The following is a 20,394-nucleotide window of genomic DNA, read 5'->3' on the forward strand; positions in this document are numbered from 1 at the left end:
ATTATAACAATCCTCTGTCAACAAATACTTTTCTAAGATCTTCATCCTGATTGGTCAGATATGTTTCAAATCCCAGTTTCTGTCCTATTTCAATATTAGCCTTTCCATCATCAAAAAATAGGGTTTCGGCAGGAATCATTTTAGAATCTTCAATTATAAAATCAAATATTTCCCGATCCGGCTTTGCATGCCCTATTTCGTACGATACATAGCATTTGTCGAAGAAGTCGCCTATAGGGAGACCTTCCGGGGAGAAGTCTTTAGAATTTGCCCAAGCCATAACAGACGGATTGGTATTACTCAGTAGGTAAACATTGTATTTTTTACGGAGTTCTTTCAATAAATCATACTTATATGGAGGAATGCCAATAAGAAATGCCAGCCAGCCCGAATCTATATCTTCGGATGGGATGTCCTCTTTGTTAGCTAGTCTCCTGAATTCTTTATAAAAATTTTCGGGATCAATCTTTCCTTCTTCGTACTCAAGAAAGATACCCTTTTGACGAAATTCTCCCAGATACTCTTCTATATTGGGAAATCCTATTTCGGTAAACCGGTCTAGTGCATTTTGTTTATTAAGGCTTATAATTACACCTCCGAAATCGAATAGTATATTTTTAATCTTCTTATCCATAAATTAAAGTTCTGTTTTATATTTAGGCTTGCGACCACCTTCTCCTTCTAAATTTTAACTAAAAGGTGACAAAAGTGACAATCTTTCGGTGTTTTTTCATTTGTTACCTTTTTGTATCTGTTATGCTTTCCATTACGGTATAGATAAATAGAAAACCCATACATTGCCTTCGCAAAGTTCAGCTACGAAGTTAGTTATTTATTCCTTAAGAGATATCATTTTCAATTTTGTATTTGTATTTTTGTTAACATTAAGGTTGAAAAAAGACTGGAGTCTGTCTTTTCTATAATCGGCACTGCCTAATTATGTATAGAAGGATAATAATAAATAATAGTTTTGCAAATTAAAATATTTAATAGTGTTACATAAAACAAAAGGCTTAGTTCTCAATAGCATTAACTATAATGACAAGTATATTCTTGCTCATATATTTACCGAGTCGTTTGGACGTGTAACATATATGGTTTCTAAAACCAAAGGAAAGAGTTCTAAAGTGCCTAAGTCCTTGTTTTCACCGTTGGCTGTACTCGATATGGAAGTGGAACATCAGGCTTCGCGAGATATTCAAAGAATAAGAGAAGCACGCTACGAAGTCTATTTTTATGATATAACCGGAGATATAAAGAAAACATCGATGGCTTTTTTTCTTTCCGAATTCCTTACCCGAGTATTGCGTGACACTAATGAAGGAAAGCATCTTTTCGAATTCCTGATACAGTCGGTGCAAGTACTGGATATGACAGAAAAAAGTATAGCTAATTTTCATTTGGTCTTTATGCTTAAGTTGAGCCATTTTATGGGTTTTTATCCCAATCTGGAAGAGTATGGAGAGAATGATATGTTCGACATGATAAACGGAGAATTTGTTTCACGGCAACCTCTCCACAAGCATTATTTGAATAGGTATGATAGTAAAGCTTTATCACTTCTGGCTCGTATCTCTTATGAAAACATGCACCATTTTGTATTTACCAGACAAGACCGGATAACGGTTATCAGCCGTATTCTCGAATATTATAGATTACATTTGTATGATTTTCCTGCATTGAAGTCGTTAGATGTACTACATGAGTTGTTTTGAAAAAGCATAAGATCATAGAGGAAAAGCCTAAAGAAAGAAAAATATAAACTAACACATATGACATTAGAAGAAGTTAAAGATTCGTATAAGAGTTTGATTGAGACAGAAAAGAGAAAGTTGTCCCGATTAAAGAAAACTATATTTCAGGTAGGCACTGTTCGGCTTGTAGTCGTTCTTGTTTGTTTTGCTCTTTGCTATCTGTTGTGGGGAAATACACTCGTAATACTGGCGGCCATTGGAATTTCTCTGATTCTTTTCTTGTTCTTTATGAAATACCACAACAAACTGTTTGTCGAAAAAAAGTATTGTGAGTTACTCATCCAGAATGCAGAGAATGAGTTGAAAGGGCTGGATTATGATTTTTCGGCTTTTGATGGAGCAGTAGAAAAGGCAGACTCTAACCACAGCTATAGTGTCGATTTAGACATATTCGGTAATTATTCTTTTTTTCAATCGATCAATCGCAGTGTCACTTCTTTCGGGAAAGAGCAGTTAGCCGAATTTCTACTTTATACCTATAGCGAAAAAGAAGATATAGAGAATCATCAGGATGCAGTGAAAGAACTTGCTGCAAAAAAAGAACTGTTAGAAAGGTTTAGGGCTATAGGGCAAATGAATGAAACGGAAGATCTTAACGTCCATTTTTTTTCGCAACAGTATATGCAAACCAAACAACTGTCGAAGAGTTATTGGAGATATTTTGTATATATTATACCTGTCTTGTTTGCTATTCTTACAGTATTGTATGTATTGGGTATAATTCCTCTCTCTATAATGGGATTGAGTTGGTCAATATGCTTTTTGCTTAGTCTTGCCCCGATAAAAGACATTAAAGAGAAAATGAACCTGTTTGAAAAGAGATTGGATGTATTACAGACATATTCCAAGCTCTTTCGTATCATCGAGGACGAAAAGTTTGATTATCCTATGTTGCAGGATTTGCAAAATAAGGTTGTAGGAGAGCAGTCTGCTTCTGCTGCTATTCTCGAACTTAAATCGTATAGCAATAATCTCGATCAGTCATTCAATGTTTTGGGTTTTCTCATTCTCAATCCCATATTCTTTTGGAATATAATTTTTTCTATCAGAATCGAAAAATGGATTTGGACTCACAAAGATAGTATTATTGGGTGGTTTAAGGTGCTGGCAAAATTCGACAGTCTGGTTTCTATGGGTATTTTTGCATACAATCATCCCGATTATACGTATCCCAAGGTTTCGGAGTCATTTAAGTTAGAAGCAAAAGGGTTAGGACATCCTATGCTCAATAGAAATGTCTGTGTGCAAAACGATGTGTATATTAAGAAAGAACCGTACTTCCTGGTTGTTACAGGTGCTAATATGGCTGGCAAGAGCACTTATTTGCGTACTGTCGGGTTAAATCTTGTTTTAGCTTGCGCCGGATTGCCCGTATATGCGTCCTCTTTAGTATTTTATCCATATCAGTTGGTTACCAATTTGCGTACATCGGATTCGCTTGCCGACAACGAATCTTATTTCTTTGCCGAGCTAAAACGGTTGAAGATGATTATTGATCGTTTACAAGCCGGTGAGCAGCTTTTTATTATCCTTGATGAGATACTTAAAGGGACAAACTCCGAGGATAAACAGAAGGGGTCTATAGCCCTTATGAAGCAGCTTGTCTCTTTGGATGGTAACGGTATTATAGCAACACACGATCTGGTTTTGGGCAATCTTGAAAATGAGTTTCCCGAGTCGATAAAAAATTATAGATTCGAGGCTGATATAAAAGACGAGCATCTATCTTTCTCGTATAAGATAAGAGAAGGAGTTGCTCAAAACATGAATGCGAGCTTCTTAATGAAGAAAATGGGTATAACAGGATTGTAGCAACTATGGAAGAAATTTTACATTATGTATGGAAATTTCGTCTGTTTCAGGATAACCTAAAAACAACAGACGGACAACCCATTGAGGTTTTAGATGTGGGGCTACCCAACACAAATGCAGGTCCTGATTTTTTTAATGCCAAAGTGAAAATCGGAGATAAAACTTGGGCTGGTAATATCGAAATACACAATTCGTCTGACGATTGGGTAAAACATAAACATCATACCGATAAAGGATATAATTCAGTTGTATTGCATGTTGTGGAAAAAGCGAATTGTGAAGTTTTTAATGAGTTAGGTAATAGTATATTGCAATGTGAGATTGTAGTTCCGGATCATGTCAGGCAGAATTATGAATTTCTATTACATTCCAATACCGATATTCCTTGTTGCAATTATATCGGTTCAATGCCTTCTTTTCATCTCAATTCGTGGATGAATACTTTACTGATCGAACGGTTGGAACGTAAGTCGAACCATATAGAAGAGTTGCTTTCAAGATTCGGTAATTCGTGGGAAGATGTTTTCTATGTTCTTCTCTCCCGCAACTTCGGATTCGGTCTTAATTCCGATTCATTCGAGCGTTTGGCTCTAAGTCTTCCGTTAAAGTGTATTCAAAAGCATAGAGATAATCTTATACAAATAGAAGCTCTCTTATTTGGGCAGTCGGGAATGCTTTCTGATTTGAAATCGGATGATGATTATTTCCTACTATTGAAGAAAGAATATGAGTTTTTGAAAAATAAATTTGAACTTAAGCCGTTAGAATCATATATCTTTAAAAGTTTAAGGTCACGGCCTACAGCCTTTCCTCAAATAAGGATAGCACAACTGGCTGCTTTGTTGCATAGTTCATATGGATTGTTTTCTAAAGTTGTCGAAAATGAAGATATTGGGCGCATCAGGTTGATGTTTCATGTAAATGCTTCGGAGTATTGGCAGATGCATTATGCTTTTGGTGTAGCTTCGGAAAGGAAATCTAAATATCTTGGTGATTCGTCTTTGGATATTATTCTGATAAATACCGTTGCTCCCATTTTATTTCTTTATGGAAAAAGTATAGACAGCGAAGCGCATTGCGAACGGGCATTGCGATTCTTGGAAACATTGAAGCCTGAACAAAATGTGATAACCAAGCGTTTTGCCAAATTGAAAATGCCTTTAAATAATGCCGCAGATTCACAAGCAATAATACAATTGAAGCGTGAATATTGTGAGCCTCGTAAATGTTTATTTTGTAGAATAGGACATCAATTATTAGTGGAAAAATAAAATGAAATATATAGACCTCTTCAATCATCTGAAAAAGATAGAAAATTACTCAGACAGTGAAATCGAAATGGATGAGAGTCTGGTAATGCGTAATTTTACATTCGAATCCAATTATCGCTTTATCCTTCCCGGAGGATTGGGTAATAATGATGATTATGAGTTTATCCCGAGCGTACCTCAGGACTATGAGCCTGATATTATTCAGCAGATGTTGAATAAGAAAGATGCTGAGATAATGGAGAATATCAAATTCCGTTATCATATGATTATGCCCAAAAATGTAACGAAGGCAAAAGGAATCATTTTTCTTTTTCATGGATTCAACGAAAAAACATGGTATAAATACTTGCCTTGGGCAAAATATATAGTAGACAAAACAGGGAAATCCATAGTGATGTTTCCTATTGCATTTCATATGAATAGGGCTCCGGCAGTATGGAGCAGTACACGCGAGATGTATCGTGTTAGCGAACAAAGAAAACAACGACACCCCGATGTTATCTGTTCCAGTCTGTCTAATGTGGCTATAAGTACCCGTTTGCATAACAAACCTCAGCGTTTTATCTGGTCGGGATTGCAGACTTATTATGATATAATTGATTTTGTCGAAAATTTCAAAAACGATCTTCATCCGGCTATTGATAGTGAGGCTACCATCGACTTCTTCTCTTACTCTATTGGAACGTTTCTTGGCGAAATATTGATGATGAGTAATAAGGATGGACATTTTTCTAGTTCCAAATATGCTACTTTTTGCGGAGGGGCTGTTTTTAACCGTTTATCTCCTGTATCCAAATTTATATTGGATAGTGAGGCCAATGTGAGCCTTTATTCGTTTGTGGTGGAGCATCTTGAAAGCCATATGAGACGAGATGAAGTACTTCGTCATTATATGCATACCCATCCCGAAGGCAATAACTTCAGGAGTATGCTCAACTATCGCTCTCAAACGTCGGACCGTGAGCAGCGTTTTAGAGAAATGAGTGATAGATTTTATGCGATAACTCTTGCGCAGGATGAGGTAGTGCCTACCTATGAGGTTATAAATACTTTACAGGGTTCTCTTCGGGATATCCCTATCAGAATAGAAACACTCGACTATCCATACAAATATATACATGAAGATCCGTTTCCAGCTTTACCTAAAATAGCAGAAGAAGTGGATAAACAATTCCGTCTCACATTTGATAAGATTAGCGAATTCTTAAAGTAAATATACAAGAGTGCTTAAAATTAGCTTTTTAGTGCTTTAGCTTCTCAATAATTATGTCGGCTGCCCGCCCCGATGCTCCGGGTTTTCCTAAGATATTTATCACTTCATCATATTCTTTGAGCATCTTGTTTTTATAAGAGTCATCATATAAGAGTCTGTTGGTCTCTTCCTGAATAGAACTAACAGAGAAAAACTTAGAGAATAACTCTTGTACTACAATCTTGTCTGCTATCAGATTGACTAGAGATATATATTTAGTATGCAGTACATTTTTGAAAACCCAATAAACAATACGAGGGATTGGTGTTTTGTAGCATACTACTTGCGGCATTCTGAATAGTGCTGTCTCAAGGGTAGCTGTACCCGAAGTTACAAGAGCAGCCTCTGAATATTGGAGCAAACGATAAGTTTGTCCGAAAATGATTTTACAGGAGTGATTCCCGATATATTTTGTATAGTATTCCGGATCTATTCCGGGCGCGCCTGCTATTATGGGTTGATATTCAGTATATTTTTCTATAGACTGAAGCATTGCCGGAAGATTATCTTTAATCTCTTGTTGGCGGCTACCTGCTAATAAAGCTATTACAGGTTTGTTGTCCAGCTTATTATCCTCTCTGAATTGCTCGAAAGAGTCATTCGTGTTTTTTCCTTTAAAGTCGGCAACTGCATCTACAACGGGATTGCCTACATAGTCGATATGGTAATTGTGCTTTTTATAGAATTCCACCTCAAAGGGTAAAATAGATAGCATTTCGTCTACATACTTCTTGAAAGATTTTACTCTGTATTCCTTCCATGCCCAAACTTTTGGCGAAATATAATAATAGACAGGTATTTGAGTATGTGTTTTCAGATACTTTGCAATTTTCAGATTGAAACCCGGATAGTCTATTAATATCACAACGTCAGGTTGAAATTGAATAATTTCTTTCTGACACATTTTCATGTTGCGGAGAATTGTACGCAGGTTAAGTAATACCGGAATAAATCCCATGAAAGCCATTTCGCGGTAATGCTTAATCAGTATGCCTCCTTGTGCTTGCATCAGATCTCCTCCAAAGAAGCTAAATTCTGCTTCCGGGTCTCTTTCTTTTAATGCAGCCATCAGGTTCGATCCGTGTAAATCGCCGGAGGCCTCTCCTGCAACAATAAAATATTTCATATGATTATATATTTCAGACTAATTTTTCCCAACTTTTTATGGATTCTATATATCCATGATCGGTCATGTCTACTTTTACAGGTACTACAGATACAAAACCATTGGCTAAGGCCCATTCATCGGTCATTTCATCGTGTGGTTCATCATTTTCAAAAGCTCCTGTAAGCCAATATATTTGTTTTTGAGAACCATCTTTAGATGTCATAAACTCAGCAGTCCATTGCCCTGATGTTTGTCGGCAAATCCTGATCCCTTTTATTTCAGCTCCTTTCGGAATATTTACATTCAGACATGTTCCTGTAGGTAAGCCTTCATTTAAAACTTTTTCTGTTAAGCTACGAATATATTTTTTAGAGAAAGAAAAATCTGCATTGTGATCGTGGTCTAACAAAGAGAACCCGATAGCAGGAATTTTAAAAACAGCCCCTTCCAAAGCTGCTCCCATTGTACCCGAATATAAGACTGCTACCGCAGCATTAGACCCATGGTTTACACCGGATAATACTATGTCGGGCCTACGGTCGGTAAGCTCATTTATTCCTAGTTTTACACAATCTACAGGAGTGCCGGAACAACTGTATAATTTAAAATCGGTATCTTCCTTTTCAAGATGGGCTCTTAATGGTACTAAAGAGGTTATTGCACTAGACATGCCGGATCGTGGTCCGTCGGGAGCTACAACTATAATCTCTCCCAGTCCTTTTACACTGTCTATCAGAGCCTCTATACCCTTTGCCCTAAATCCATCATCGTTTGTAATTAATATCAGAGGTTTTTTATTCTCCATCATTTTATAGCCTAATTGTCATATTTCAGTTAAGAAACAAAGATACGCCAATATTTTAAATAACTTCTACCTACCTTTGTTCTGTAAATGGATATTTGTAACTATTGACAACTTTTAAATAGGATTATGAGAAAATTTAGTTTGTGCTTTTTTCTGCTGCCTTTTGCTTTGTTAAATGTTTTAGGGCAGCAACAATATAGAAAACCTGTAATGCCGACGAAGAATCTTATACTAATGATTCCCGATGGTACTTCAATAGGAGTTGTATCAGCTGCTCGCTGGTATCAGATCTATAATAATCTGGGGGGAGACAGGCTTGCTGTCGATCCTTATATTTGCGGAACAGTAAAGACCTTCTCGTCTAATGCTCCTATTGGCGATTCTGCACCTACTACATCGTGTTATATGACAGGTATGCAACAAAGAGAAGGGAATGTTGCTGTCTATCCGTTAGCTGATACAGTTAATGATCTGGTATCCGTAAATCCCTCAATGGCTTATCAGCCTTTGGCTACTATTTTAGAAGCAGCCAAATACCAGCAAAATAAAGCTGTTGGTCTTGTTGTTACTGTCGAGTTTCCTCATGCTACGCCTGCTGATTGCTCCGCTCATTACTATGATAGAAATAACTATGGCTACATTGCTTCACAAATGGCTTATCAAAATTTAGATGTCATGTTTGGTGGTGGTAATTCTATTATAACCGATGATATAAAGCAATATTTCAGAAATACAGGAACTACATTGGTTCAAGATGATATAGAAGCTTTTCGTAGTCTGAAAGGAAAAGATAAAGCTTGGGCTCTGTTTTGTGAAAGAGAGCATCCTTACGACCTCGACAGAGATACTACAAAGATTCCTTCTTTAGCGGAAATGACAGAAAAAGCTCTTGAGAAATTGTCTCAAAATGAGAATGGCTTTTTTCTGATGGTAGAAGGTAGCAAGGTTGATTGGTCGGCACATGGTAATGATGCTATCGGCTGTATCACGGAATATTTGGCCTTTGATAAGGCTGTGGCTCTAGCTATGGATTTTGCTAAAAATAATGGAGAGACTACAATCGTTATTCTGCCTGATCATGGCAATAGTGGTTTCACTATAGGGAATAAAAATCTTAATCATGGAGAGCGTGCTTCCATTTCTACTCTCTTTGGTAAGGTTTCAGAATATAAAAAAACCGGTTATGGACTAAGCGAGATAATCTTAAACTCTAAACCCGAAGATTTTAGAAAAATATTTAAAGAGTATGCTAATATCAACTTAACAGATGATGAATATAATGCAGTGCTTCAATCAATAGACTACAAAAAGCCCGGATATACAGAGATTGCTAATAGTCTGAATGTAGCTTCTGTTGTTATTAATATAATGAATTCCCGTACATATTTTGGATTTACTTCGGGTAACCACACCGGAGAAGAAGTATTTCTTGCAGCATACCATCCGCAAGGTAATGTTCCTATGGGGATGAATACGAATGCAGAGATAAATCAATATTTATTTGATGTTTTGGGTTTGAAAAAGTCTTTACCGACAATGACTTCAGAAATTTTTGCAAAACATACTGATGTTTTTGCGGGTATGGACTATTGGATAGATAAGTCGGCGAGTTTTCCTATATTAAAAGTGAAAAAAGGAGGTAAGGTATTGTCTGTTCCTGCTTTCAAATCGCTGGCATATATTAATGGACAGTCAATACCTTTAAATACGGTAACTGTTTATATTGATAAAAATGATACTTTCTATTTGCCACAAAACTTAAGAGATAAATTCTGATAGATTATTATCTATCTTCCTAGATTTCTTATATTCAGAGAATTAAGAACTGTAGCCATAGTGCCTTTGTGAAGATATTGCCAGATTGGGTTTTTAACAGTAGTATTTTCAGTCTCGTCGGGCCTGTTGAATGTTTTTTCTATTTCATTGTCGCGAATAAAATAGCTATCGAAGTCGAAATTTCTGTCTTTAGATGCCACAACAAACATTCTGCCTCCAATAACGAAAAAGCCGTAAGGTGTTTCATCTCGGGTGAGCATATTGCACCATGAGTTATCTATTGCTACAATGTCAAAAAATAATTTATCCCCAGTTTTCGATAATGTTATCTTTGTTGCAGGCCATAAGAATCCTCTGTTCTTTCTCAGTATCATTTGATGTACGTCCGTAGCAGCAAATTTTATGACATCATCTTTTATTTCCAGATATGGTAATACTATTTTGTTCTCTCCTTTTGTTGGAGAAGCACTATTGAGTTGAATAGATACAAACAGGATAGATATAAAGAAGAGAATCTTGATTTTCATTATTTTTTTATTTTCGGCGTACAAATGTATAAAACTTTTTAAAATTATCATAAATAGATTTGATCTGCTATAAATAGTTAATCATTTTTATCAATTCGAACTTTTCTTTATTTTTGTATAAAAATGACAAAGTAATAACTCTTTCGTATGAAAAATATAATAAAATATTTGAAAAAAATAGCTTTATTCCTTTTTGGAGTAGTTCTTATTGTGTGGGGATATAAGGTTAATGCTGCGAACAATGCAACTAAAGAGGAGAAGAAAGATAAGTCTTCTAAATCAGTAGAACCTGTAACCGAAGAGAAAAAGTCCGATCAGAAAGAGAGTGAAGAAGAGTCCGGAGATTCTAAACAAGATAATAAAGATAAAAAAGACTCTAAACCTGTTCAAAATCAGCCGGCAAAAGATACTAAGCAAGAACCGGCTACGAAACCGAAGCCTGCCGCTAAGTCTTCTTCTGAAAAAAAGACAGAACCTGAAGTTAAAAAAGAAGAGAAAGAGGTGAAGGAAGAAACTGTAATAGAGAAAGCTACACCAGAAGAGTCTTCAGGGACAGAATAAATAATGGCAGAGAGAATATATAAGGCTCAGACCCGATATTTATTTCATGCACATATTAAGATCAAAGTTTCTGCATTTTATGACGACAGTTTTTTCGATGGATTGTTTTCTATCTTAGAAGATGTTGATAAAAAATATAATTCATATCAGCCGGATTCATATATTGATCGCATCAATAAAGCTGCAGGTAGCTTTGTCGAAGTCGACAGTGAGACCGTAAATATACTGAGGCAGGTCTTGGAACTATCTGATTTTTTTGCTGGAGCATATGATATTACAGTCATGCCCCTTATTCGTTTATGGGGCTTTTACAGAAGCGAGCACAGCCGTATTCCTACAGAGGAAGAGATTGCAGAGAATCGCAAGCTGGTCAGTTATCGTAATATCGAGATAGAAGGAAACAAAGTAAGAATAGCAGATGGTCAGGAGTTGATTACAGGTTCTTTTATAAAAGCATATGCTGTGGATAGACTAGTAGGTTACATGCGACAGGTAGGTGTGAACGATGCGATAATAAATGCAGGAGGTAGTACTATCTGTGCAATAAATGACAATGTTCATCCGGCATGGCAGGTTATTGTTCGAGAGCCTAAAGAAGAAAATGTCTTGTTTAATGTTGATATTGCAGATCAAGCATATTCTACATCGTCTCAGAGCAAAACATTCCTGGAAATTAATGGAAAAGAATATGGACATATCTTAAATGCAAAAACAGGTATGCCATCGACAAATAAGCAAGTTGGAGTTATAAGTGATAATTGCATGGTCGGCGATATAATATCTACAGGACTGTATTGCCTGTCAGGAGAAGATTTTCTACAGAAAATGGAGCAATTATCATCCCGATACAAAGTGGAAGGATTCCTTCTTGACGAGGATGATAGAATATTTGGAACGAAAAGGTTTGTCAATAAGAAAAATAATTAGTCTGGTAATAAGGCGTTGATTTTATTATGCATATATTTTCAGGAAAGAATAAGACGAAAGGGAAGAGGATTGTAGCAATAGAGAGTGTCCCTTATTTGTATATCCCTATTCCTCACTACATGCGAGACTTTTCTGTCCCGATAGTCAACGTTGGGGATAAGGTCTGTAAATTTCAGTTAATAGCAGAGTCTAAGGGTGTGTTTTCTTCTAATGTACATTCTCCTGTATCGGGTATTGTAGAGGCTATTGAGGAATATTCTTCTGCAGATGGTACTCTTGTAAATACCATTGTAATTAAAAATGACTTTGAAGAAAAAGTTGAAGTAAGACCAACTTCATTGTTGTATCTACAAACCCTTACTTCTGAACAGCTTTTAAATATCATACGAGGTAGCGGTGTAGTAGGAGAGGGTGGAGCTCAGTTTCCGACAGCAGTTAAGTACACTCTGGATGGTAAGAAAATAAATACCTTTATCGTAAATGGAGCCGAGTGCGAACCTTATCTGACAGCTGATTATGCGTTGATGTCGCAGCGAACGAAGGAACTTCTGGAGGGAATTGCAATTATAAATAGGATTCTTGGTGCGCAAGAAATTGTTATATCTATAGAAGAGCAAAACAAGCAGCTGCAAAAAGTATTCGAGCCTTTTCTCAACAATCCATTATATAAAAATATTCGTATCGTTACTCTGTCCAATGATTATCCTCAAGGAGCAGAGTTACAGTTGATAAAGTCTGTGACCGGGTTGGAACTACCTCGTAATGTATTGCCTCGCGATGCCGGAGTTATTGTTAGCAATGTAGGTACTATATATGCTATATACAAGGCAGTCGTTTTTCACGAACCTGTTGTCAATCGTGTTATCACTGTTGCAGGCAATGGTTGCGAAGGGGGAAACTATGAAGTGAAAATAGGAACTCCGATATCTTATATACTTGATGTGCTTGGGATATCTGCCGAAAATAATACGGTTGTTGTGGGAGGTCCGATGATGGGGCGCGCTGTAACAAATAGTAATACATCTGTAACGAAAGGTACATCAGGTATAATATTGACAAAAAAAGAAAAAATAAAGAGAGAGAACTGTATTTCTTGTGGATATTGTGTCGAAGTATGTCCGATGGGGCTTATGCCGATGAAATTTGAAGAGCATTATAGAAAAGGTAAATACTTTAATCTTGAAAAATATAGTATAAGTAGTTGTATCGAGTGTGCAGCATGTGAATATATATGTCCTGCCAATGTAGCTCTTATCGAAAGTATAAAAAAAGGAAAGATAAAACTAAAACAGCAAGCTGATGCAATACGATAAAACTCTTTATGCTCCATTCGTAAGAACAGATGATAGTATCGGTAAGGTGATGACAGATGTTATTGTAGCTTTACTGCCTGCTATAGTTATATCATATCTGGCATTTGGATATATACCGTTGATGGTTGTTCTGGTTGCCGTAGGAAGTGCTTTAATTACTGAATTTATTTTCTCTGCCATCTTTTTTAAGCGGACAGATTCTGTTGCGGACGGATCGGCTATAATAACAGGCATTCTTTTGGCCTTTACCATAGCTCCCTTTACTCCTCTCTATGTCGTTGCATTTGGAGGATCTATGGCCGTATTGTTCGGTAAGCTTCTTTGGGGAGGTATGGGGCGTAATGTATTTAATCCGGCTTTGGTTGGGCGCGAGTTTATGACAGTCTTTTTTCCTGCTGTTATGGCTTCACGCACTATCTGGTATGACAAAACGGCTGTAAATATAAGTAATATAGATCTTTTTGGGAGCGACTTCTTCAATCAGTTGTTTTTCAAGGCTTCCGGAGCTATTGGAGAGTATTCTGTATTTTTTTTGGTATTGGGCGGCCTATATCTTCTTATACGAAGACGAATCTCATGGCACATCCCTTTTGCTCTTTTAGTATCTTTTTCTGTATTATTACTTGTATTCACAGGCTTTTCTGACTATACTATTCAATTCTCGTTGGGAGGACTTATGCTGAGCGCTATTTTCATGGCTACGGATATGCCTTCGAGTACATCTGCTAACTACGGTAAATTATACTACGGGGCAATGATTGGAGTTGTTGCTATTATCTGTATTCTCAACGATGTGAAATACGAATATATGTCATATTCTATTTTGTTGCTTAATGCTTTTGTTAGTCCAGTCAACTGGGTTTTTCGTCCAAAAGTATGGGGGCAGAAATTGGATTGGCTCACACGTTCGTGGCAAGGTTTGGCTGTTACATCTATGATTTTTATAGCAACCTTTGCTATGATATATTTACACCACACAGGGGCTATAATGTATCTTGTTTTTGTATATATTCTTTTCTGTGTCATTCGCTTCATTGCTAAAGAAAAGCAGTTGTAGTAAAATAAAAATGATAAAATAAATAAGGAGCAAATATTTTCTATTTGCTCCTTATTTATCTTATGTAATTACTTTTCTTAAAGCTTTATTCCCATTATTATTGATGGAAATATTCCTAAAAGGATATTGAGTGTGATAGCTATTATAGCCACTGCTTTATATTCGAATGGGACTCTTAATCTTTCTTCTGTTTCGGGATCTTTAACAATCATTACGTTAGTTACTCCCAAGTAGTAATAAACAGCCACAGCAGAGTTTAAAATACCAAATACAACTAACAGTACATGGTTGAGTTGCAGCATTTGCTCAAATACAAATAATTTTGCAAAAAAGCCGGCGAATATAGGAATCCCGCTTAACGAAAGAAAAGCGCATGCAAGTATAGCTGTTAATACAGGCTGGCGTTTTATCAGTCCGAAGAAGTTTGAAATATCTTCATTGTCTTTGCCTCTGGTAACACTTAATATAACCGCAAAGGCGGCGATTCCGGCAAAACTGTATGCTGCTGCATAATATAATACTGCATTGGCAGATGTACCTACAGCTAATAAGGTCATCATCATAAATCCTGCATGAGATATCCCGGAATAAGCCATCATTCGTTTTATATTTTTCTGTCTTAGAGCCGTAATGTTACCTACGATCATAGTCAGTATAGAGAGTACCACAAGTAGTGTCTGATAGGTTGGAGTCACAGCAACGGATAATATACTTACTATTTTAAATAGAGCTCCTATTGCAGCAACCTTTACCAAAGTACTCATCATTGCTGTAACAAGAGTTGGTGAACCTTCATATACATCAGGAGCCCAGAAATGAAATGGAACAATAGATGCTTTAAACATCATACCCACGGTTATCATCACAAACCCGATGTTGAACCATATTGGTAAAGAAGCCCCTTGTGTCAGCGATACTGTTGCTATTTCAGCTATGTCGAACGAAGTAGTAGCTCCATAGATTAATGCTATACCAAAAAGGATAAAGCTGGAAGCGAAAGCCCCCATAATAAAATATTTCATTCCGGCTTCATTGCTTCTCAAACTCTTAGGATCGCTCGATGCTAAAGCGTATGCTGTGATGGATAATACTTCGAGTCCGATGAAAAACATTGCAAAATTTCCGAACGAGATCATTGCTACAGCTCCTGCAAGCATAAATACTTTGAGAGAAACATAATCCGCTATTTTGACAAAGTTTTCCTGATAAAATTTAGGACTCATAAGAATAATGAGTAATGCAATAATGATGAACAAGATGGAGAATCCTTGCGAAAATCCACTGTTCTGCACCATATTATATTTATCTACTGCAATAAAAGACTCTCCCAGATAAAATTCTGTTATGGTCATTCCTAAAACAGCTATTAGTCCGATGAGGGTAACAGGTATAAGAATTTTCCTCAAATTGAGAACCTCTAACAACAGGCAAACAATTCCTAATCCTGAAATGGCTATTAATGTACTCATTATATATCTTGCTAAATTTTATCTGTTAATATACATCATTATCTCCGACAAACTTGTACCTACAAGGTCTGTTACTGGTTTCACATACACCCCAAATACAAATAATACTATGGCTATGAGACTAAACACAGTTACTTCTGTTTTAGAAAGGTCTCTAAAAGGAGTTTTTGCAGGCTCTCCGAGCATTACATACTGAAACATACGGAGCATGAACAGAGCCCCAAGAAATAGAGATGTTCCTATTGCTATTGCATACCACATATTTACCTGATATACTCCAAACATTATTGTAAACTCTCCGATAAAGTTAAAAGTTAATGGCACTCCTATCGAAGATAATATACTAATGAAAAATGCTACTGAAAATTTAGGGGCGTATCCTTTCAAACCTCCCAGTTCGCTTATCTTTAATGTGTGTGTTCTGTTTTGTATAATATCTACCGAATAGAACAGAGCTACGATACCGAAACCATGAGCCAGAATTAGCACTACAGCACCTTCCAGTCCGTCGAAGGTCAGAGCATAAGCTCCTGCTGCTACATATCCCACATGCGATAACGACGCATAAGCCATAAAACGTTTGAGGTCATTTTGTCTTAACGCCATAATAGATCCATATACAACCCCTATGATACAAAGAATTAGAATAACAGTTCTTAACTCTTCTGTGGCATAAGGCGTTGTCGGCAACTGCCAGCGTATCACACTATATGCTCCCATCTTGGACATTATACCTGCCAATAGCATAGTACCTACAGCCGGAGCTTTTTGATATACATTAGCTTGCCATGTATGAAACGGGAAGATCGGTATCTTAATAGCATAAGCAAGGAAGAAAGCAAGGAATATCCATATTTGCTCTGTATTGCTCAAGTTGGCATTGTAAAATGCTTCGAGTTGGAAGCTGCCTGTTCGTGTGTAAAGATATATGATCGCTCCCATCATAAAGAGTGAGCCTACAAATGTGAACAGGAAGAAAGTCATTGCAGCCTTGCGCCTTTTGGCGATTTCTCCGTTTCCCCAAAATATGATAATAAAATAGATAGGGATCAGAGACATTTCCCAAAATATATAGTATAATAGTGCGTCGCTGCTAAGGAAAGCTCCTGTCATAGAAAAAGCCATAAACATAATAAGACTGTACAGAAGCCTTTCGTTTTTAAACTCTCGATGCAAAGAAGCTAATATGATTATCGGAAGCAATATCGTTGTCAGCAATACCATTGCTATTGCCAGCCCGTCTGCCTTTAAAGAAAAAGATATATTGGGGTTACTGATCCAGTCTATACTGAAAGTTGCTCCTGCCGCTCCGTATTTCAGATATAAAGCAACAGAAAAAACCGCTGCGGCAACACTAAAAAGGATAGCTACTTTCGACGCAAACCTGTTTCCCGAAAGATAAGTGAAGATTGCACCTCCTAATAATATTATCAATATGATTACTATATTCATGTTTCCTTAAGATTTTTATACAAGAAATAAACAGATGATCAATGCACAGAAGCCTAATACAAAAAAGAACATATAGAATCCGAGACTTCCATTTTGAAGTTTCTTTGCCGGAGCAGATGCGGCTTCTATGAGTTGCCCGCCACCTTTGAAGAAGTTTTTAAGAACTTTCTCTACGACGTTATCGAAGAAACTAGCCAAAGCATAGGTCGGTTTGACGAACAAAGCATTGTATATTTCATCTATATAGTATTTATTATAAAGGACTTTTATAAATCCGGTGATCTTATCATCTTCGACTGGGACTTCCGATTTTTTGATGTATTTGAAATATGCCCATCCCAATCCGGCAAATGCTATCAATGTGGATATAACCATTGTCATAGCTTGTTCTCCGATAGGCGGGTGTTCAGCAAGGGTCAACCCCGGTAATATCGGTTCTATGAATCCATTGAGCCAGCTAAGACCAAATGGCAGACTTATGAGCCCTCCGAATATAGCCAGTATAGCCAATACGATAAGCGGCATTGTCATTGTTTTAGGCGATTCGTGTAAGTGGTGCTCTTGTTCTTCTGTTCCCCTAAATTCTTTAAAGAAGGTGAGGTACAAAACTCTGAACATATAGAATGCAGTAAGCAGAGATGCTAAAGCAGCTATTGCCCATAAAAACTTATTATGTTCGAATGCTGTAAGCATTATTTCATCTTTGGAGAAGAATCCGGCAAGCGGCGGTATTCCCGATATAGATACAGTAGCAACCGCAAAAGTTGAATAAGTTATTAACATCACACCTTTTAGTCCGCCCATTCTTCGCATATCCTGCTCTCCACCCATTGCGTGTATTACCGATCCTGATCCTAAGAACAGACAGGCTTTGAAAAACGCATGAGTGATAACATGAAATACTGCAATATGATATGCGCCCAATCCCAGTGCAAGGAACATCAGTCCGAGCTGAGATACAGTAGAGTAGGCGAGTACCTTTTTTATGTCGGTCTGGGCAACTGCAATAGATGCTGCAAATAGAGCTGTTATAGCTCCTACTATGGCAATAAAGATTTTTATATTAGGAGTAAGGTCGAAAATGAAATTCAGGCGTGTAATCATAAATACTCCGGCTGTAACCATTGTGGCAGCATGTATCAACGCCGATACAGGAGTAGGGCCAGCCATAGCATCAGGAAGCCAAGTGTATAATGGTATTTGGGCACTTTTTCCTGTAGCCCCTATGAACAATGCAAAGGTAGCTACACCCAACAAAGATGACACCTCCGGATTTGATGTTGAGGAAACTGCAAGTTTGAGTGTTTCGTAGTCTACTGTTTTGAAAAGGTAACCCAGCGTAAAAATACCTACAAGAAAACCTAAATCTCCTATACGGTTCATCACGAATGCTTTTTTAGCTGCATCGTTGTTTTTGTGATCTTTATTCCAAAATCCGATAAGAAGGTAAGAACATAGTCCCACACCTTCCCATCCGATAAACATTACAAGGAGATTACTTCCTGTAACGAGTACCGACATAAAGAAGATAAATAGGTTGAGGTAAGAAAAATAGCGATCTATATTTTCGTCACCTTTCATATACCCTATAGAGTAGATATGTATAAGAGCACCTATACCTGTCACAAACAGTAACCAGAGTAGAGACAGTTGGTCGAGTGTGAAAGACATATCGGTGGTAAATTCGCCGAGAGCCAGCCATTGGAAAAGGTTGACATGAACAGCTTCACCTGTAGATAATATACGGATGAAAAAGATACAGGATATAACGAAGCTGATCAATACTGCCGAGGTGGCAATAATCCCTGTCAGGCAACGTCCTGTAATTTTTTTACCTACCAGCAAATTGATTAAAAAGCCAATAAACGGACTTAGAAGAAGTATTAATACCAGTATTGTTTCCATCCAAAATTATCCTTTTAAGTTTTTCAATTTATCAATGTCGATTGTTCCTATATTTCTATAGATTGCTACAAGTATAGCCAATCCTACGGCAACTTCTGCGGCTGCAACTGCCAATGAGAATATTACGAATACCTGTCCGCTCGAGTCTTGATGATATACCGAGAATACGGTGAGCAGCATATTAGCTGCGGCAAGCATTATCTCAACCGACATTAACATTACTATTGTACTTCTGCGGTACAACAGTCCAATTGCACCTACCGTAAATAGCAAAATGCAGAGGTAGATGTAATTGTCAATTCCTACTTGTTCTAATATATTATTCAGCATGGCTTAAGCTTTTTTCTCTTTTTTTGAAATCAGTACTGCTCCTATCATAGCCGCAATAAGCAAGATAGATACAAACTCGAATGGTACGAGGTATTCTTCCAGTAGTACCTGACCTATTATATTTACAGACTGATAGTCTAATCCTTCAGCTTTATACGATTCTATTACCGGTGTCGATTTTAATAACGCTGCTAACAGCACTACCCCCATAAGGCATGCAGAGATCGTTGCTGCTACACGGCTAATCACCTTCTTTTTAGGCTCGTGCTGTTCACTGAGGTTCATCAGCATAAGAGTAAATAAAAGGAGCACCATAATGGCTCCGGCATATACTACAATATTGATTACTGCAAGAAATAATGCATTGAGTAGAAGGAAATGCCCTGAAATAGAAAAGAAACAAATAATCATATACACTGCACTATGGATAGGATTCTTAGACAAAACGGTCAAAGCTCCTGTTCCCAGTGTAATGGCTGCCAGAATATAAAAAATTATTGTAATCATATTTATATTGAGTTGTTTCGTAATTCGTTAATCATATTTTCGGGCTTTGGCATCCTCCACTGAAATCACCAACTTATCTTTGCCGTAAATGAAGTCTTCCCTTTCTAGCTTAGGCTTGACAAGCAATTTTGATTTTGTCAGGAAAATGGCTTCTTTAGGACAGGCTTCTTCGCATATGCCACAGAATATGCAACGAAGCATATTAATTTCGTATACCGAAGCATATTTTTCTTCCCTATATAGATCTTCTTCCCCTTTTTTGCGTTCCGAGGCTACCATTGTTATAGCTTCTGCCGGGCACGATAATGCGCACAATCCGCAGGCGGTACAGCGTTCTCGTCCTTCCTCGTCTCGCATCAATACGTGCTGTCCACGATATACGGGGCTGAATTCACGTTGCTGTTCGGGATATTGTATTGTATTCTTTTTCTTGAAGAAATGCTTTATAGTAATACTCAATCCCTGAATTATGGCAGGCAGGTATATGCGCTCTATGAAGGTCATCTTTTTGTTGACGACTTCCGTTTTCCTTCCTGATAATGATATATCTTTTATCGACATGGTAAAC

Annotated in this window: 19 protein-coding genes; 9 read left to right on the plus strand and 10 right to left on the minus strand. The window is 37.2% G+C overall.

All coding sequences use genetic code 11. From position 1 onward, the window contains the following. Position 1: 1 nt before the first annotated feature. The gene (locus BGC7_RS05910; protein WP_050700643.1) at positions 2 to 634 is read right to left on the minus strand and encodes an HAD family hydrolase; all 633 of its coding nucleotides are present in this window, start codon (positions 632 to 634) and stop codon (positions 2 to 4) included. Positions 635 to 992: 358 nt separating this feature from the next. Between BGC7_RS05910 and recO the strand changes: the two genes are divergently transcribed. Genes recO through BGC7_RS05930 form a run of 4 tightly spaced genes read left to right on the plus strand, consistent with a single transcriptional unit; the run spans position 993 to position 6,050 of the window. Further along, a complete protein-coding gene (gene recO, locus BGC7_RS05915; protein WP_050700644.1) occupies positions 993 to 1,715 on the plus strand; it encodes a DNA repair protein RecO in 723 nt (240 codons plus the stop codon). A 57-nt stretch (positions 1,716 to 1,772) separates the two neighbouring features. Beyond that, positions 1,773 to 3,566, plus strand: a complete 1,794-nt coding sequence (locus tag BGC7_RS05920; RefSeq protein WP_050700645.1) for a MutS-related protein — start codon at positions 1,773 to 1,775, stop codon at positions 3,564 to 3,566. 5 nt (positions 3,567 to 3,571) lie between these two features. Further along, a complete protein-coding gene (locus BGC7_RS05925; protein ID WP_050700646.1) occupies positions 3,572 to 4,837 on the plus strand; it encodes a DUF2851 family protein in 1,266 nt (421 codons plus the stop codon). A 1-nt stretch (position 4,838) separates the two neighbouring features. Beyond that, positions 4,839 to 6,050 carry a DUF6051 family protein gene (locus BGC7_RS05930; protein WP_050700647.1) on the plus strand — a complete coding sequence of 404 codons (1,212 nt, stop codon included), beginning with the start codon at positions 4,839 to 4,841 and terminating at the stop codon, positions 6,048 to 6,050. Positions 6,051 to 6,078: 28 nt separating this feature from the next. Here the strand turns inward: BGC7_RS05930 and lpxB are convergent, their stop codons facing one another. Together lpxB and surE are read right to left on the minus strand one after the other, a co-directional pair. Beyond that, positions 6,079 to 7,215 carry a lipid-A-disaccharide synthase gene (lpxB, locus tag BGC7_RS05935; RefSeq protein WP_050700648.1) on the minus strand — a complete coding sequence of 379 codons (1,137 nt, stop codon included), beginning with the start codon at positions 7,213 to 7,215 and terminating at the stop codon, positions 6,079 to 6,081. Between the two features lie 13 nt (positions 7,216 to 7,228). Next, positions 7,229 to 8,002: a 5'/3'-nucleotidase SurE gene (gene surE / locus BGC7_RS05940; protein ID WP_050701057.1), complete on the minus strand. Its 774-nt coding sequence runs from the start codon at positions 8,000 to 8,002 to the stop codon at positions 7,229 to 7,231. 126 nt (positions 8,003 to 8,128) lie between these two features. On the opposite strand from surE, the gene BGC7_RS05945 reads away from it, so the two are divergent. After that, positions 8,129 to 9,778 (plus strand): alkaline phosphatase, encoded by a 1,650-nt coding sequence (locus tag BGC7_RS05945; protein WP_050700649.1) that lies wholly within the window; start codon positions 8,129 to 8,131, stop codon positions 9,776 to 9,778. 11 nt (positions 9,779 to 9,789) lie between these two features. Here BGC7_RS05945 and BGC7_RS05950 read toward each other — a convergent pair whose 3' ends face one another. Continuing rightward, positions 9,790 to 10,305 (minus strand): hypothetical protein, encoded by a 516-nt coding sequence (locus tag BGC7_RS05950; RefSeq protein WP_157258668.1) that lies wholly within the window; start codon positions 10,303 to 10,305, stop codon positions 9,790 to 9,792. A gap of 147 nt (positions 10,306 to 10,452) precedes the next feature. Here BGC7_RS05950 and BGC7_RS05955 point away from each other — a divergent pair, with 147 nt between their 5' ends. The 4 genes from BGC7_RS05955 to BGC7_RS05970 are packed head-to-tail and all read left to right on the plus strand — an operon-like array spanning position 10,453 to position 14,163. Beyond that, entirely contained in the window at positions 10,453 to 10,866 is a 414-nt protein-coding gene (locus BGC7_RS05955; protein ID WP_050700651.1) for a hypothetical protein, read from the plus strand. A 3-nt stretch (positions 10,867 to 10,869) separates the two neighbouring features. Then, positions 10,870 to 11,793, plus strand: a complete 924-nt coding sequence (locus BGC7_RS05960) for an FAD:protein FMN transferase (RefSeq protein ID WP_050700652.1) — start codon at positions 10,870 to 10,872, stop codon at positions 11,791 to 11,793. Positions 11,794 to 11,819: 26 nt separating this feature from the next. Then, complete coding sequence (rsxC, locus tag BGC7_RS05965; RefSeq protein ID WP_050700653.1) at positions 11,820 to 13,106, plus strand: electron transport complex subunit RsxC; 1,287 nt, start codon at positions 11,820 to 11,822, stop codon at positions 13,104 to 13,106. Then, a complete protein-coding gene (locus BGC7_RS05970; protein ID WP_050700654.1) occupies positions 13,093 to 14,163 on the plus strand; it encodes an RnfABCDGE type electron transport complex subunit D in 1,071 nt (356 codons plus the stop codon). The genes rsxC and BGC7_RS05970 overlap by 14 nt, the downstream gene beginning before the upstream one ends. 77 nt (positions 14,164 to 14,240) lie before the next feature. Here BGC7_RS05970 and BGC7_RS05975 read toward each other — a convergent pair whose 3' ends face one another. The 6 genes from BGC7_RS05975 to BGC7_RS06000 are packed head-to-tail and all read right to left on the minus strand — an operon-like array spanning position 14,241 to position 20,387. Continuing rightward, the gene (locus BGC7_RS05975; protein WP_050700655.1) at positions 14,241 to 15,632 is read right to left on the minus strand and encodes an NADH-quinone oxidoreductase subunit N; all 1,392 of its coding nucleotides are present in this window, start codon (positions 15,630 to 15,632) and stop codon (positions 14,241 to 14,243) included. An 18-nt stretch (positions 15,633 to 15,650) separates the two neighbouring features. Beyond that, the gene (locus BGC7_RS05980) at positions 15,651 to 17,084 is read right to left on the minus strand and encodes a complex I subunit 4 family protein (protein WP_050700656.1); all 1,434 of its coding nucleotides are present in this window, start codon (positions 17,082 to 17,084) and stop codon (positions 15,651 to 15,653) included. A gap of 15 nt (positions 17,085 to 17,099) precedes the next feature. Next, entirely contained in the window at positions 17,100 to 18,989 is a 1,890-nt protein-coding gene (gene nuoL / locus BGC7_RS05985; RefSeq protein ID WP_050700657.1) for an NADH-quinone oxidoreductase subunit L, read from the minus strand. Between the two features lie 6 nt (positions 18,990 to 18,995). Next, a complete protein-coding gene (gene nuoK / locus BGC7_RS05990) occupies positions 18,996 to 19,319 on the minus strand; it encodes an NADH-quinone oxidoreductase subunit NuoK (RefSeq protein WP_082206495.1) in 324 nt (107 codons plus the stop codon). Between the two features lie 3 nt (positions 19,320 to 19,322). Further along, a complete protein-coding gene (locus BGC7_RS05995; RefSeq protein ID WP_050700658.1) occupies positions 19,323 to 19,826 on the minus strand; it encodes an NADH-quinone oxidoreductase subunit J family protein in 504 nt (167 codons plus the stop codon). 27 nt (positions 19,827 to 19,853) lie between these two features. Next, the gene (locus tag BGC7_RS06000; protein ID WP_050700659.1) at positions 19,854 to 20,387 is read right to left on the minus strand and encodes a NuoI/complex I 23 kDa subunit family protein; all 534 of its coding nucleotides are present in this window, start codon (positions 20,385 to 20,387) and stop codon (positions 19,854 to 19,856) included. Positions 20,388 to 20,394: the final 7 nt, after the last annotated feature.

The organism is Dysgonomonas sp. BGC7 (assembly GCF_001261735.1).
Lineage (GTDB): Bacteria > Bacteroidota > Bacteroidia > Bacteroidales > Dysgonomonadaceae > Dysgonomonas.